Origin of the sequence: Sphingomonas sp. TZW2008, assembly GCF_002117915.1 — a bacterium.
Classification (GTDB): Bacteria; Pseudomonadota; Alphaproteobacteria; order Sphingomonadales; family Sphingomonadaceae; genus Sphingomonas.
Genome location: NZ_BDJB01000011.1, coordinates 65040 through 79326 on the forward strand (window position 1 = coordinate 65040; position 14287 = coordinate 79326).

The window sequence follows — 14287 nt, forward strand, 5'->3', positions numbered from 1 at the left end:
TGACCGTGCAGTTCACCGGATCAACCGCCTCGCACCTGCCCGATTCCATTTGGTGCCCAACGCTATGCGGCCCCACGTGAAAAGGAGTTGGCCCCTCTGCGCCGGCGTGCCCAGCGAAGCATACCAGTGACGAAAAGCAGTGCGGGTGCCGAGCCTAGCACGACCGCCATGAGACGGGTCGGCAGGCCGCCAATCGTTCCGTCGTGTATCGGCCTGATCCAGCCGCTCACGGCCGTTCCGCTGCCGGCGCGGCGGATATCGTGAACGGCCAAGACATGGCCCGAAAACTGGTCGAGGAAGACGTAGCTACCAGGGAAGCGCCGATGCGGATCGCCCGGCACCCGAAGACGCACCCTGATCGCGGCATCTGGAGCTCCGGGCACCTCGAAGAACACGATCCGGCCGTCGGGCAGCGCGCGGTGCGCCGCGTCGAGCGCCTCCGTGATCCGGATGCGGCCGCCGTGGTCGCCGTGGGATGCCGGCGTCGGGATGGCAGCGGGCCGCACTATCGCCTGGGTGACGGCCGGTAGCGCCAGCAATACGCCGGTCCCGACCAGCGCGAACAGGAGCGCCAGGCTCCACAGCCCGAACAGCTTGTGAAGATCGCGCAGCCGGCGGGACGGCGCTGCATCGCGCTTGAAAGCCATCGCTTTGCGCCAGCTTCCGCGCGGCCACCACGCCACCAGTCCGCTCGTCAACAGCACCAGCATCGCGATGCCCGACCAGCCTACCACCTGGCCGCCGACATCGCCGGCGAGCAGCGCCATGTGGAGCTGGTAAAGCCAGCTCATCAGATAGCCGCCCCATGGTTCGGCGCGAACGATACGACGACCATCGGGCGAAAACCACACCATCACGCGCGCGGCGTGGTGGCCGTGACCGGACGAGGGATAGAAGCGCGCCGGAATAGCGCCCCCTTCGCCGGTTACCTCGATCGTCCATTTGCCGGCAGGATCGTGCCAGCGGGCGCGTCCCGTCGCCAGCGCACGATCCCATACGGGCGAGGCGAGGCCGGGCGCACCATCGCTCCGACCGGCCTCGACCACCGGGTGAAGCGCGGCATCGATGTCGGTGTAGAACACCAGCGCCGACCCGGTGAGGCCGAGCACCGCGAACAGCAGACCGATACCCAGGCCCAGCCACAGATGGACGCGCTGCACGAGCAGCCGCGCGCGCGAGGCTGAAGAGCGGCCGTACGCGCCCATCAGAAGCGCGTTGCCAGCGTGATCTCGAAAGATCGCGGTGCGCCGATGTAGACGTTGGTGGTCGGATAGCCCGAATATTCGCCGTAGAAGGCGTCGGTCAGGTTTCGACCACGAAGCGTCAGAGTTGCTTGGGGTGCGACCGGGAACGAGAGGCTGGCATCCAGCACAATATGCCCGTCGACGCGGATCGTATTGGCCGTGTCGGTGTAGAAGGCGCTGGCGTGACGCAGGAACCCGCCCACGGTCACCTTGTCGGCGATGGTATAGAGCGCCGAGGCGTTCACGGTGGTCGAGGGGATGTTGATCGGGCGGTTGCCGCTCCGATCGAGCCGAACGCCGCCCACCAATTCGGACAGTTCGTCATATTGTGCGTCGGTGTAGGAGACGCCGCCCGACAGGCGCAGCGCCTTGATGGGCGTGACGACGCCGGACAGTTCGATGCCTTGCGAGGATTGCCGTCCGCCCTGCACCGTCAGCGTCGGGTTGTTCGGATCGCGCGTCAGAATATCGCGCTGCTCGATCCGGTAGGCCGCGCCGGTGACGCTCGCCCGCCCGCCCCATGCGGTCGCCTTGAACCCGGCCTCGTAGGCGCGGCCCTTGGTCAGCCGGAAGCGGCTGTTGGCGATCGACGCCAGCAGGATCGAGGACACGGGCGATACGGCCGTCGTATATTGCGCGTAGAGCGTCATGCCCGGTGTCACGTCCCACGTCGTGCCCGTGCGCCACGACAGGGGATCGAAGGTCGGGCTGTTGCGATCGGCCGCGCCGGTCGCGTTCTGTATCGTCGTCCGGTCGAGCGCGATGTGATCCCAGCGCAATCCGCCCACCAGCAGCCATTTGGATGTCAGGTTCAGCGCATCCTCCGCGAATACCGACGTCTGCTTCAGCCTGGAATCGAACGTCACGTTGGTGGTGGTGAAGATCGCCGATCCTGTCGGCAGCGGTACGACGGCAGGATTTCGTACGTCCACGGCGGGCAGCGCCGTCACCGGGGCCTGTTGCCGCAGGCTGGTGAAGTCGGTGTCGTTATACTCGACGCCCAGGCTGAAGCGGTTGCGCAGCCCAGCGATCCGGCTGTCGTTGCCGATCACCCCGCGCGCGTTCCAGAACTGGTGATCGTGCCTGAAATCCTGATAGCTCTGGCGGAAGCTGCCGCCCGGAAAGGCCACTGTGGGCGCGGCGAAGGTTTGGCTGTCCGCCAACAGGAACGCGCGATCGGCGGTGTAGCCGGTCAGGTCGAGCGCGACGGTCCACCCGCTGCCGACTGCCCAGTCGAGCCGCGACCGCACGGTGGTCTCGTCAGCACCGGAATAGGCACCTTGGGGGTTGTAGTTACGCCGGCGCAGCGCGCGATCGGCGACCAGGCCGTTCGCCGTCGTGACGGCATCGGTCGGGCGTAGCGCATAGTGGCCGGGGATTAGCGGCAATCCTTGATAGGTGGCGTCGTAGCGATCCTCGAAATGATCGACGGCGACGAGCAGCGACAGCCGATCACTCGGCTTCCACAGCACGCTCGCGGTTAACCCGGCCGAGAAGGTGTCGTTGTTGTCGACGTCGTACAGGCTGTCCGACCGCTGGTAGCTGGCGTCTGCCCGCACCGCGATCGTCGACGATACCGGCAGGTTCACCCCACCGGCTACGAACACCGTATCAAAGCTCCTGACCGACAGCAGCGTATCGAGGTGGCGTTCGCCGAAGACCGGCTTGCGCGTCACCTTGTTGATGACCCCGGCCAGTGCGCCTTCGCCGTAGAGAACCGAGGCTGGCCCCTTCAGCACCTCGATCCGGTCGTAGTGCCAGTTATTGCTATCGCGTTGAACGACGGTCGAGGTTGAAATCCGCACGCCGTCCTGAAGGATCGACACGGTGTTGCCAGCGAAGCCGCGCAAGCTGACGACGGCCGGATTGCCGGGTACGTTGCCGGCGATCGCGCCCACCACGTCGTTGAACGCCTCGCGCGCGGTGCGAAGACCGCGGACTTGGAGATCGTCCTGCGTCAGCACCTCGACGCTTGCCGGCGTCTCGCGGATCGACAGCGCGAGACGGCTGCTCGCACGCGCCTGAGCGTCGAGCTTCAGCGGATCGCGCTGGCCGGTGACGACGATCGCTGAATCGACGCGGTCGGGGAGGCTGTCGCGGCTTTGCGCCGCGACGGGCGCGGTCGGTAGCAGGCACGACGCGGCGGCGCCCGCCAGTGAGATCTTTGGGAACATGGCAATACCTTTGACCGGCCGAGCGCGAGGCGCCGGCCGTGATTCATGGTCGCACCGGACGAAGCGGCGCGCGATCGAGAGGTCAAAGGGAAGCGGGTGGTCCGCGCAGCGGTGGGCGCAGGAACGGTGCGCGGGCAAGAACCGGCGGGCGCGCCGCGATCACGCCCGTCGACAGGATGAACGCGATCAGCGCGGCAAGCTGTAGGGGATCGATCGCGGCGAGCATCGCGGCGGAAAGGACGGAAAAGACGCAGGGCATCTCCGCCTTGCCGTGATCAGTCGGTTTGCCATGATCGGGCATGGCACCGTGCATTCCCGGCATGTCCGTCATCGCCGTAGGCGCCGCGGTGCCGGCGCAAAGCGTGATGGCGATCCGCCCATCGTCGACACCGATCATGTAGCCGGTGGGGATCACGACTTTCAGCAGCAGCGTCGCCGCACAGATCAGCATGGCGAGGCGGCGTTGCGCAAGAAGGTGCCGGATCAAACGCACCGGAGCCGACTACCGTTGCGAGCAAGGGGTGTCACTTGGACAATCCGCCTCACCCAGATCAAGCGGAAGGAGATCAGGTGACGGGCACGCTACCCGGCGGCCGCCGGCGCGCATTGCCAGTCAGCCGGGACACGCACCTTCGGCACCCGCTCAGCAAGGGCACTTCACTGTGGTGCGCAGCGCGTCGGCACGCGCGCCCACCGGATCCAGGGATCGATTGCCGTGCCGCAGCTGATGCATCATCGCATTTGCAGGATGATCCGGTGCCGGAGGTTATCGGGCCAGCGACTTTGCCGAAGCCATCCAGTCTATCGTCGCGGCTATCGCTGCGGCGACAGTCTCTCGCGCCGGAAGGCCGGCAGCCGCCACCATGGCGTGCCAGGGCTGAGATGATGTTCGTGATGATAAGCGCCGAAGTGAAAGCAGGTCATCAGCGACACCAGTGGCCGCAGCGTGTTGCTGCGCGCATTGTGCGAATCGGCGAAGGGCTGGTCGTCGTGGCGGTGCGGAAGATACGTGCCGAAGACGAACAATTGCCCCAGGGCGAGCAGCGCCGGGATCGCCCAGAAGACGACGATGTTGAGGAGCGACGCGCCGAGCAACATGTACACCGTCGCTGCCAGCGTTATCCGCACGATCTGACCGTGCGTATAGTAATTGCGGAAGAAGGCGCCGAACCACGGCAGCGCGCGGCGCGGCGCGGCAGCGTGGAAATCGGGATCGGTCGCCGTACCCGGGGCAGCGTGATGTGCATGATGCTTGGGGAGCAATGCGCCGTAGGACAGACCGGCATAGGCGGCCAGACAGATCGTCCCGACGTTTCTGTTCAGCCGCGCCCGCCCCGGCGCCAGCGATCCGTGCATGCAATCGTGCGCGATGATGAACAGCCCGGTGCTGAGCCACGCCTGCGCGATGACCATTATCGGCGCCAGCAGTGCACCGGCAAGGCTCCAGCGCCAGAAAAAGATGCCACCGATGTGCACCGCAGCCCAGGCGGCGCCAATCGCGCCGGCGAGGATCAGTCCGCGCCGAGTGTCATCCCTTCGACTCCGCATCACCGCTCGGCGCGTTCGGCGAGCCGGCGCTTCAGCCGGGCAGGATCGGGTGCGAAAAGGAAGCCGAAGCTGACGCCGCCGTCCTTGCCCTTTACCGCATGGTGAAGCCGGTGCGCCTGATGCAGCCGTTTGAGGTAGCCGCGCCGCGGCACCCAGCGCAGGCCAAACCGCTGATGGACGAGCATGTCGTGGACGAAGGCGTAGATCGCGCCGTAGACGGTGATCCCGAGTGCCATCCACCAGACCGGTTCCCACCAGGTTCCAAGGACGAACAGCGCGACGACGATCGCGGCAAAAGTGACCGCGTACCAATCGTTACGTTCAAATGCGCCGTGATGCGGCTCGTGATGCGAACGGTGCCAGCCCCAACCCCATCCGTGCATGACGTATTTGTGCGTCGCCCAGGCGAACATCTCCATGAACAGCACCATGGCCAGAACCAGCAGCAGTTTTTCGTACCAACTCATGCTCTTCCTCGGGGCGTAGGTGCGGCCATGACCGGCGTCGTACGCGGCGCGTCTCTAGCACGCGCGTACAGCCACCGCATCAGCCTGCGACAGCAGCCTTCGGCCGGCAGCCAACAAGCCGGGATACGCAAACCCATCGCAAGAAGCAGGTTCGCCACCGTGCCCGCATCGAAATGGGAAATCGCGCGGAGCGTTGCAATAACGGCCGCCAGAACCGTCGGCTCGGATGCCGGGGCGAACCAGGCAGACGCCTAGGAACTTGGTCTACTTTCGTACCGCAACGCGCAGCGCCGCCCGGTCGTTAGGAGCCCGCAGAGACCAGGGAGGCGCATACTAGCTTCCCTTCGGTGGCGCGTGATCGCACGGGCTGTTCTTTCGTCTGGTCCGGGCGCTGACGGCTCGGGCGGCCGTTGTTCACCTCGTGGTCGATCCATACCGGAAAGGCTTCCCCGATGATCAAGGCACCGATCCGCTTCTCCCCCGAACTCGAGCAGCAGCAGCCCGACGAGGCGGACATCGTCCGGCAGCTATGTGACGCGTTCGACGTCATTCTGGAGAAAACCACCGAGGATTATGGGCGTGCGGTACGATCCGTGCACGCCAAGGCACACGGCGTGATGAAGGGCGAGTTCATCGTGGCGGCTGACCTGCCGTCCGAGCTTGCCCAGGGTCTCTTCGCCTCACCCGCCCGCTACGCGGCATTGATACGGACCTCGACGAACGCGGGCGACATTCTTCCGGACACGATCAGTCTGCCGCGCGGGCTGGCAATCAAGGTGCTCGGCGTGACGGGAGAGCGGCTGCCGGGAGCGGAGGGGAGCGCACAGGATTTCGTGACCAACAACGGCGAAGTGTTCGTCGCCAAGGACGCGGGGGCCTTTCTGCGTAACGTCAAGATGCTCGCGCGGACGACCGACCGGCTGGAGGGTACCAAGGAAGTGCTGTCATCGGCGCTGCGCGGCGTTCACAACGCGCTGGAGACGTTCGGCACGTCGAGTCCCACGGTCGATACGCTGGGCGGCGCGCCGAACGTCGACCCGCTCGGCGAGACCTATCATTCCGTGACGCCGTATCGGTGGGGCGACCATGTCGCAAAATACCGGCTCGTTCCGATCACGGCGGAGCAGATCGCACTGAAAGGCCGGATCGTCGATGCCGCGGATCGGCCCGACGCCATCCGCACGGACCTTCGGGCCGAAATGGCGAGGCTCGATGCCGAATGGGCTTTCGAGGTCCAGCTGTGCCGCGATCTCGAGAAGCAGCCGATTGAGGATCCGACCGTCGCGTGGGACGAGGAGGTGTCGCCGTTCCAGCGCGTCGCCGTTCTGCGCGTGCCGGCGCAGGACAGCTGGGATCCCGCACAGGTGCACGCGATCGACGAGCAGACGCGCTTCTCGATCTGGACCGGCCTCGCGGCGCACCAACCGCTCGGCAACATCAATCGCGCGCGCAATGCGACCTACCGCCATTCCGCCGATTATCGTGCCCGCGTGAACCGCTGCCCCTATCATGAGCCCGCCGGCATCGATCCTTGATCAGGGTACCCGGGCACGCCGGTAGCGGGGCGCGGGATAGCGGCTATGCCGACAAACGCGTCATCCCCTGGTGCGCGTCGTCGAGCATGCGCCTGACATCCCTTTCGAATATCGGCTTGCTGAAATAATATCCCTGGATGTGGCTGCATCCCTGCTCGCGCAGGATGTCGAGTTGATCCGACGTCTCGACACCTTCGGCGGTCGTCTCCATCCCCAGCGCTTCGGCCAAGGTGGTGATCGACTTGATGATGGCGGTCGCCCCATCGCCGTTGAGCAGATCGATGATGAAGCTGCGGTCGATCTTGATCTTGTCGAATGGAAAGGCGCGCAGATAGCTCAGCGACGAATAGCCGGTGCCGAAATCGTCGAGTGCTACCCTGACACCCAAAGCGCGAAGACTGTGAAGCGAGGCGAGGGTCGCCGCCGGATTGTCGATGAACAGGCTTTCGGTGATCTCGAGCTCGAGGCGCTGTGGCGGCAGCCCACTCTCCGACAGCGCCTGCAGGATGACGGCCGCGAGACCTGGATTGCGGAACTGCACCGGTGACACGTTGACCGCCACCCGAACGTGCTCGGGCCACGCGCGCGCGACCCGGCACGCCTCGCGGATCACCCATTCACCGATCGGCACGATCAGTCCGGTGTCCTCCGCCAGGGGGATGAATTCCAGTGGCGGGACGAGGCCGCGCACCGGATGGTTCCAGCGCAGCAGCGCCTCGAAGGCGGTGACGCGCGCTTCGGACAGGTCGAACAGCGGCTGGAACATCAGCGACAATTGGCCAAGCGCGATCGCGTCGTGCAGATCGAGCTCCATCTGCCGGCGCTTGCGCGCCTCCGCATCCATTGCGGCCTCGAAGAAGCGATAGCCACCGCGGCCATCATGCTTCGCGCGGTACAACGCAAGATCGGCGTTCTTCGCCAGCGTTACCGGATCCGAGCCGTCGTCGCCCAGGATGGCTATGCCGACGCTGGTTCCCGGGACGATGCGGTGGCCGTTGACGATACAGGGTTCGGCGACCATCCGGATCAGCTCATGCGCCAGGCGATCGAAGGTGCGATGATCTTCGGACAGGACGAGGGCGAACTCGTCACCCCCGAGCCGTGCGACGAAGCCGGAACCGGCAAAGGTGCCAAGGCGCCGCGCGATTTCGCACAGCAAGGCATCGCCGGTCGGGTGGCCTAGCGTATCGTTGACAACCTTGAACTGGTCGAGATCGAGGCAGAAGAGCGCCTGGCGCCGACCATTGCCGATGCGGCCGAAGGTAGCCGACAGATGCTCGCGCAGCAGGATGCGATTGGCGAGGCCGGTGAGACCGTCGTGCAGCGCCATGTGGGTGATCTGCCGCTCGCGCGCGCCGATATCGTCGACCATCTGGTTGAAGCTCACCGCAAGATCGCCCAGCTCGTCGTCGGTGGTCACCGCGACCTGGGTATAGTCGCCCTTGGCGACATGCATCGCCGCCGTCTTCAGCACGATGATCGGACGCGTGATACGCCGTGCCAAGAGAAAGCTGCCTGCCCCTGCCAGCACGACGCCGATGATGCCGCAGCCGAGCAGCAGCCACAGCATCGGCCGGTAATCGTTCAGTGCTTTCGTTACACTGTGCTGCAGCAGCAGCATCTGCGGCTCGTCGCGGCGGAACGAGGCGATCGGCGATGCCTGACGAAGGATCCGCTCACCGTGGGCATCGCGCTCGCTCGTCGCACCACTGCGCTCGGTAGTCGTCAGCGTCGCGGCGGGGACGATGCGCGGCGCGAGATCGATCGGCGAAAGCTTGCCCAGCTGTGCCATCTCGCGCGCGTCGAGCGCGTTGCCGAAGACGACCCAGCCGAACGTCACAGGCGCCTTCACCGGAGAAGCGGCGGCATTGAAACGCGTTTTGCCGATGCGCAGCACGCCGCGCGCGCGGCCGTCCTGCAGCGCGCTCAGCAACTCGTCGGTATCGCTGGCCGTCAATTGGCCGCGATAGCCGATCACCGTACCGTCCACGCTGACGAAGAACGCCTGATCGAGCTGCAATCGGCTGCGGAGCGAATCGAGCGCAGAGCCGATCGTCGGCGCATCATCGGTCGCCACCGCGCTGCGGAAGCCGAAATCGCCGGCAAGCACCGTGCTCGCGTCGCCCAGCTGGGCGTAGCGCATCGCTGCGACTTGATCGAACACCTTGGCACTGGCTGCCATCTCGCTGCGGATCATGTGTTCGGCGTTGCGGCTGATCCCCGTCTTCGCGCCGACGAGGATCAGCGCAACCGCCATGGCGAACAGCAGGCTGTAGAACAGCGTCAGCTTGGTCGACAACGAACCGCGCGCCACGGCCGTGGCACGCCGCAGCGGTGCGGTGAGGCCGGACATCCGCTTACCGGAGAACCACGGTGATGCGCTTGGCGATTTCGCCCGTCGCCGGCACGTCGAGCGCGAATACCGCTTCGTTCTGCTTGGCCTTCAGACGCGGATGCCAGATCGTCAGTCGTGCCCGCCCGCCCGTCACGTTGGCGATCCGCGTGGTTCCTTCCGCACCGGTTTTGTCGGCAAACGGGGTGTCGACTACCCGGATGAAACCCGACATCGCATCGTGGATGTTGCAGCCAAGCGCAACGGTGCCCGGGGTCGTGAAGGTGAAGGAGCGGCTCTGATCCTGACCGAAGAGCTTCAGCTCGAACCGCGCCGGCTTGGAAAAGCTGTAGACGTGATGGCGCACCTTGTCCTGATTGGGAAAGGCGACCGTCGCGCCGACCGGCACGATCAGCGTGCCCGGATTGAAGGCGATGTTCTTCTGAACCATCGTGCTGGCCCAGGGAAAGCGGATCGGGCCTGTGGGTACACCTGCGGCCGGATGGAGGGTAACGACCGCATCGGGGACAGGTTGCCCACCGGCGTCGACGACACGGATGGCGACGGTTCCTGCCTGGACCGTGGCAGGAACGATCAGCAACACGGCGGCGATGGCGGGCGGTACGATCCTCATACGGCGTCTATCGCTCTATTGCGTCAATCACCCGTTAAAGGCGCGACATCGGATGGTTCGGATTAGCGTGGCTTTTACCAATGTCGGTCAATTGGCGGCACATGCGCTGTCTGGCTCGTTTCGGTTCATCTGTAATTTGTGCATTGCTGATCGCGGCGCCCGCCGCCGCGCAGGATATCGGCGCGCCGGGCAAGCTGCTGCTGACCAACGGAATCGGTTCGATCGAAGGCGCAGCGGGGGGCGGGTTGACGCCCTGGGCGGTGATCGCGGGTAATGCGACGAAAGACGGCTTCGGCGGACAGGCGAGTGCAACGATCGCGGCGCTGCCCGATTACGATTTCACCAGCCTTTCGGCAGCGATCGGAGGCTGGGATCGCATAGAGGTGAGCTTCGCCCGGCAGGTGTTCGACACCAACCGGGTTGGCGGCGCGCTGGGGCTCGGCAACGACTTCAAGTTCGATCAGAACGTCTTTGGGGCAAAGCTGCGCTTGGCCGGCGATGTCGTCTATGGCGCGCCATGGATGCCGGCGATCGCCATCGGGGTGCAGCACAAGGAAAGCCTTGACGACGCTATTGTCCGGGCGGTCGGCGCGAAGAATAGCGCGGGGACCGATTATTATGTGAGCGCTACCAAGCTTTTCCTAAACTGGTCGCTGCTCGCCAACGCGACCGTTCGGGCGACCAAAGCGAACCAAAACGGCCTCCTTGGCCATGGCGGCGCACTGGGTGATGCGCATCGGCTTCAGGTCGAAGGCTCGCTTGCCTATCAGCTGTCACGCCGGCTCGTCGTCGGCGCGGAATATCGCAGCAAACCGAACAACCTCGCGATAGCGCGCGAGGATGATTGGGCGGACGTCTTCGTGGCATACGGCGTCAATAGGCATGTCACAGCCACGGTTGCCTACGCCGACCTTGGGTCAATCGCGACGTTCGAGAAACAGCGCGGCGTGCTGGTGCAGCCGCAGGGCAGCTTTTGACCTCTTCTTTGCCTTAGGATTGCTTGATGTTGATTGCCGCCATCCTTCTTGCCGTCGCCGCTACCCCCGAAAACACCGCCATGCAGCACGTGCCCGGCGAACAAGCGGTCGATCCCTACGAGATCAATCCATCGAACGCCGGTGCCGCGCCGTTCGCCGGTGAAGCGATGGCACGTGCCTTTCACGGGCAGGAAGGAATACGCCGGATCGTCGAGCGTTTCGTCGCGAGCAATTTCGCCGATCCCCGCATCGGAGAGATCTTCGCCAATCAGGATCAGGTGCGCCTGAAGCGTACGTTGTTCGAGCAATTCTGCTACATCCTCAACGCCGGCTGCTCGTACACGGGACGCGATATGAAGGCCGCGCACAAGAACATGGGTGTCCAACAGGGCGACATGAACCGCCTTGTCGAGAACCTCCAGGCGGCGATGCGCGCTGAGGGAGTAGGTTTTGCCGCCCAGAACCGGTTCCTGGCGAAACTGGCGCCAATGCGCCGCGATGTGGTCGAGCGTTGAGACGCGGCCGCCCGCCATCGGTTGGTTCGGGCGGGAATGATTCCTATCGAAACGGTGCGCCGCCGAACACGGCGCGAAACTCTGGCAGGCACGCGCGGAAGCTGCACGCCCGACAACGAACACGACATCACGCGTTAAGCGCAGCGCCGCTAGTGCGTCGGCTGCGGCTTGCGTATCACGGCCGCTCGTAGGGGAAGCAGGACGGGGAAGTACATCACTCCTCCGTCCTGCTTCATCGGCAGCAGGCGGATCGGGCGCTCGCCGGCTAAAGGGTCGGTTCGCCGGACTGGGAAGGCGCCTGCGCAGGCCGACGATCTTTGGCCGATCAGGCGATGCCGATGCGCAAATGTCGGTCGCTCAGCTCCTCGCGCCGGACGTCTGGGGTGCGCGATGCCCGACCGGTTGCCACTGTCGCGACTTTAGGCAGACCAACGAGGCTGAGCACATAGCCGATGATCGCGCTGCCACCGTACCCGACTACGGGTGTCGGATAGTTGCCGAGCGCGGCTGCCAGGATCGTCGCGAGCCAGATCGTGCCGAATACGGCATAGGTGCCGCGGTCACCGTCGTTCCGCCACCAGCCCAGGATCGCCGGCAACAGCAGCAGCGCGAGCCCGGTCCAGATTGCCAGCCCTGCGCCGGCGTGCACGGCAAACGAGGAATAGAGGATTTGGTCGACGTAGGGGACGGCGATCAGCGTGTCTGTCTGCGCCAGCGTAGCAACGAACGCGATCGCGGCGGCGATCAGCCCGGCGACGATGAGGCGGTCGCGTCGGGTGATCGCGAGCACGGCAAGCCCAAGCAGGAGGATGCCGGCCATCGCCCGGTCCGGCTGCAGGGCGACGGCGAGCGCGGCGAGGGCGACGCCCGCGGTCGCCGACACGGTGCGGGTGCGTGCGAAGACGACCAGCATCACCGGCACAAGGATCGACGTCGGCTGGATCGTTAGCCCGCCCAGACTGATCCAGCGCGCAGCGCCGTCCGCGCGCGCGCCGAGCAGCGCCGTGGCCAGCAGCGCCGCCCCGATCGCGACGATCAGCCCGCCGGCCGCTCGCCGCGCCATCGGTGTCGCATGCCCGAGCAGCGCCAGCATCGTCAGGCCGATCAGCAGTGCGCCGGCGTTGATCGCGAGATACCGCGGCGGGGCTCCCGCGATCGTCATGTAGACGAGGCCGAGCGCGACGGCGCCGATGGCGCAGCCGATGCCGACCGCGCGCGGCCGGTGGAGCGCGGCTTCGAGAATGGTCATGGCGAAGGTATCTCCGACGGGGGTGGCGCCGTCGCCGGTCAGCGAGGCGAGAGAGTGGCGAAGGCGTGCTGCCGCCGCGCGGGGCAAAAGCCCGCGCGCGCTGTCGAGGGCGAAAAGAAGCGCCTTGGTATCGTCGCCGATGGCCGAGACTTCGCAGCGGATCGCCTGACCCCACGCTCGCTGCGCAGGCGGCAAGGCCGCGAGCAGCGCGCGGCAGGCGGCATCGGCGAGGCGGCGGCGCAGGCCCGCCGGGGCAGGGCCGATGCTCACGTCGTCGCCGGGCGAGGCTGCGCGGCGGCGGTCGCGATTAGATCCGGGGGATTGGCATGGGCGAGCGCCACGCCGCTGGGCGTCAGCCGATAGGCATGGCGCGGCGGGCGCCCGCCCTCGCTCGCCACTTGCCATTCCGCCTCGAGATACCCTTGCGCCTCGAGGCGGATCAGCAGCGGGTAGAGCGTGCCGGATTTTACGCCCGCCAATTTCGCCAGTTCGTAGCCGTGCGACCATCGGCCGCTCGCATCGAGCAAGACCGAGAGGATCGTCCGGGCGTGTGCAGAAAGAGCGCGGGCGCGGGGCATGGGAGTTAACTCGACCTATGTAGAATTAAAGTCAACCGTCTTTCAGACAGGCGGTGCGACCAAGCAATGCCACAAGCTGGTCGAGCGTGATCGTACAGGCGGTGACCGGGCCTATGGCGCACGTGGCGGCAGGAAGAACAAGGCACGTCCCCTGGTCCGGGTTGGCTATTTCCTTCGCCTGCGTGAACCAAGAGCAGGCAAGATAAACCTGTGCAGGCGCCTTGATCGGCCACGACGGCAAAATGCGTATCGACCGTGTCAGATCAGGCCGTCGCTCTATCGTGAGGCGCGGTGGCATTCATCCTGCCGACCTCGTTGCCAGTGAAGGCTCGCTATTTTCGCGCGGCGTCCCTATAAAGGAAGCGCTACAGTCGCAAATTGATGGTATCTGGCGCACTGCGCACCTTTTTCCTTCTTTCCCTGCCGCCGCGGCACTGGGCGTCCGACCGTCGGCACGCCCGGCCTAAACAGAAGGAAAACAGTCTTGGCTCAGATCGGCACCGTCAAATTCTTCAACATGGACAAGGGTTTTGGCTTCATCGCGCCCGATAACGGCGGGGCGGACGCTTTCGTCCACATCTCCGCGGTCGAGCGCGCGGGCTTCGCCACGCTGCAGCAGAACCAGCGCGTCAGCTACGAACTCGAGAACGACAAGCGCGGGCGGACCAGCGCCGTCTCGCTGGAAGCCGCGGAATAACGGTTGATCGCATGGCGTATCGGGCCGGCGGATATGTCGCCGGCCCCAGCTTGAAGAGGATCTTCGATGGCGGATGATGTATCGACCTATCGCGCGCGGGCGACGAGCGAGCGGGCGAATGCCGCTGCCTCTTCGCTGGCAAACGTTCGCGACCGCTGCGAGCGGTCGGCGATCGCGTGGGACCTGATGGCAGACCGCGCCGAGCGCGTGACGACGCAGCGGCTGGAGCGCGAGGCCATCACCGCGCAGCGCGTCAACGGCACGACGGCCTAGAACGCTCACGCCTCGCGACCGCCAGGCGCCGGCGCACGACCGGCGCGGGGCAGCGCGACCGAGC

At 65.7% G+C, this 14287-nt stretch carries 14 protein-coding genes; 5 read left to right on the plus strand and 9 right to left on the minus strand.

Going from position 1 to position 14287, the window contains the following annotated elements:
• Nucleotides 1-62: 62 nt before the first annotated feature.
• The 5 genes from B7L05_RS13800 to B7L05_RS13820 form a co-directional block, all read right to left on the minus strand.
• Nucleotides 63-1205 carry a PepSY domain-containing protein gene (locus B7L05_RS13800; RefSeq protein WP_085810872.1) on the minus strand — a complete coding sequence of 381 codons (1143 nt, stop codon included), beginning with the start codon at nucleotides 1203-1205 and terminating at the stop codon, nucleotides 63-65.
• Complete coding sequence (locus tag B7L05_RS13805; RefSeq protein WP_085810873.1) at nucleotides 1205-3418, minus strand: TonB-dependent siderophore receptor; 2214 nt, start codon at nucleotides 3416-3418, stop codon at nucleotides 1205-1207. The genes B7L05_RS13800 and B7L05_RS13805 overlap by 1 nt, the downstream gene beginning before the upstream one ends.
• Nucleotides 3419-3500: 82 nt before the next feature.
• Complete coding sequence (locus B7L05_RS13810) at nucleotides 3501-3911, minus strand: hypothetical protein (protein ID WP_256926740.1); 411 nt, start codon at nucleotides 3909-3911, stop codon at nucleotides 3501-3503.
• A gap of 320 nt (nucleotides 3912-4231) precedes the next feature.
• Nucleotides 4232-4966: a fatty acid desaturase gene (locus B7L05_RS13815; protein WP_085810875.1), complete on the minus strand. Its 735-nt coding sequence runs from the start codon at nucleotides 4964-4966 to the stop codon at nucleotides 4232-4234.
• Nucleotides 4966-5433, minus strand: a complete 468-nt coding sequence (locus tag B7L05_RS13820; protein WP_085810876.1) for a sterol desaturase family protein — start codon at nucleotides 5431-5433, stop codon at nucleotides 4966-4968. The genes B7L05_RS13815 and B7L05_RS13820 overlap by 1 nt, the downstream gene beginning before the upstream one ends.
• Before the next feature lie 452 nt (nucleotides 5434-5885).
• Between B7L05_RS13820 and B7L05_RS13825 the strand changes: the two genes are divergently transcribed.
• Nucleotides 5886-6968, plus strand: coding sequence for a catalase family protein (locus tag B7L05_RS13825; protein WP_085810877.1), 1083 nt, complete (start codon nucleotides 5886-5888; stop codon nucleotides 6966-6968).
• 43 nt (nucleotides 6969-7011) lie between these two features.
• On the opposite strand, the gene B7L05_RS13830 is transcribed toward B7L05_RS13825, so the two are convergent.
• Both B7L05_RS13830 and B7L05_RS13835 read right to left on the minus strand, forming a co-directional pair.
• Complete coding sequence (locus B7L05_RS13830) at nucleotides 7012-9267, minus strand: bifunctional diguanylate cyclase/phosphodiesterase (protein ID WP_256926741.1); 2256 nt, start codon at nucleotides 9265-9267, stop codon at nucleotides 7012-7014.
• A gap of 58 nt (nucleotides 9268-9325) precedes the next feature.
• Nucleotides 9326-9934 (minus strand): methylamine utilization protein, encoded by a 609-nt coding sequence (locus tag B7L05_RS13835; protein WP_085810879.1) that lies wholly within the window; start codon nucleotides 9932-9934, stop codon nucleotides 9326-9328.
• 143 nt (nucleotides 9935-10077) lie between these two features.
• On the opposite strand from B7L05_RS13835, the gene B7L05_RS13840 reads away from it, so the two are divergent.
• Nucleotides 10078-10911: a DUF3034 family protein gene (locus tag B7L05_RS13840; protein WP_256926742.1), complete on the plus strand. Its 834-nt coding sequence runs from the start codon at nucleotides 10078-10080 to the stop codon at nucleotides 10909-10911.
• A gap of 26 nt (nucleotides 10912-10937) precedes the next feature.
• The gene (locus B7L05_RS13845) at nucleotides 10938-11426 is read left to right on the plus strand and encodes a group 1 truncated hemoglobin (RefSeq protein ID WP_085810880.1); all 489 of its coding nucleotides are present in this window, start codon (nucleotides 10938-10940) and stop codon (nucleotides 11424-11426) included.
• Between the two features lie 325 nt (nucleotides 11427-11751).
• Here the strand turns inward: B7L05_RS13845 and B7L05_RS13850 are convergent, their stop codons facing one another.
• Entirely contained in the window at nucleotides 11752-12945 is a 1194-nt protein-coding gene (locus tag B7L05_RS13850) for a hypothetical protein (RefSeq protein WP_085810881.1), read from the minus strand.
• Nucleotides 12942-13253, minus strand: a complete 312-nt coding sequence (locus B7L05_RS13855) for a PadR family transcriptional regulator (RefSeq protein ID WP_085810882.1) — start codon at nucleotides 13251-13253, stop codon at nucleotides 12942-12944. The genes B7L05_RS13850 and B7L05_RS13855 overlap by 4 nt, the downstream gene beginning before the upstream one ends.
• Before the next feature lie 484 nt (nucleotides 13254-13737).
• On the opposite strand from B7L05_RS13855, the gene B7L05_RS13860 reads away from it, so the two are divergent.
• Nucleotides 13738-13950 carry a cold-shock protein gene (locus B7L05_RS13860; RefSeq protein WP_085810883.1) on the plus strand — a complete coding sequence of 71 codons (213 nt, stop codon included), beginning with the start codon at nucleotides 13738-13740 and terminating at the stop codon, nucleotides 13948-13950.
• A 66-nt stretch (nucleotides 13951-14016) separates the two neighbouring features.
• Nucleotides 14017-14223 (plus strand): hypothetical protein, encoded by a 207-nt coding sequence (locus B7L05_RS13865; RefSeq protein WP_085810884.1) that lies wholly within the window; start codon nucleotides 14017-14019, stop codon nucleotides 14221-14223.
• The last annotated feature ends 64 nt before the right edge of the window (nucleotides 14224-14287 follow it).

Coding starts and splice junctions, on each gene's coding strand:
- B7L05_RS13815 (WP_085810875.1), bottom strand. CDS start 4,966: ATGCGGAGTCGAAGGGATGACACTCGGCGCGGACTGATCCTCGCCGGC.
- B7L05_RS13865 (WP_085810884.1), top strand. CDS start 14,017: ATGGCGGATGATGTATCGACCTATCGCGCGCGGGCGACGAGCGAGCGG.
- B7L05_RS13855 (WP_085810882.1), bottom strand. CDS start 13,253: ATGCCCCGCGCCCGCGCTCTTTCTGCACACGCCCGGACGATCCTCTCG.
- B7L05_RS13805 (WP_085810873.1), bottom strand. CDS start 3,418: ATGTTCCCAAAGATCTCACTGGCGGGCGCCGCCGCGTCGTGCCTGCTA.
- B7L05_RS13825 (WP_085810877.1), top strand. CDS start 5,886: ATGATCAAGGCACCGATCCGCTTCTCCCCCGAACTCGAGCAGCAGCAG.
- B7L05_RS13800 (WP_085810872.1), bottom strand. CDS start 1,205: ATGGGCGCGTACGGCCGCTCTTCAGCCTCGCGCGCGCGGCTGCTCGTG.
- B7L05_RS13835 (WP_085810879.1), bottom strand. CDS start 9,934: ATGAGGATCGTACCGCCCGCCATCGCCGCCGTGTTGCTGATCGTTCCT.
- B7L05_RS13845 (WP_085810880.1), top strand. CDS start 10,938: ATGTTGATTGCCGCCATCCTTCTTGCCGTCGCCGCTACCCCCGAAAAC.
- B7L05_RS13820 (WP_085810876.1), bottom strand. CDS start 5,433: ATGAGTTGGTACGAAAAACTGCTGCTGGTTCTGGCCATGGTGCTGTTC.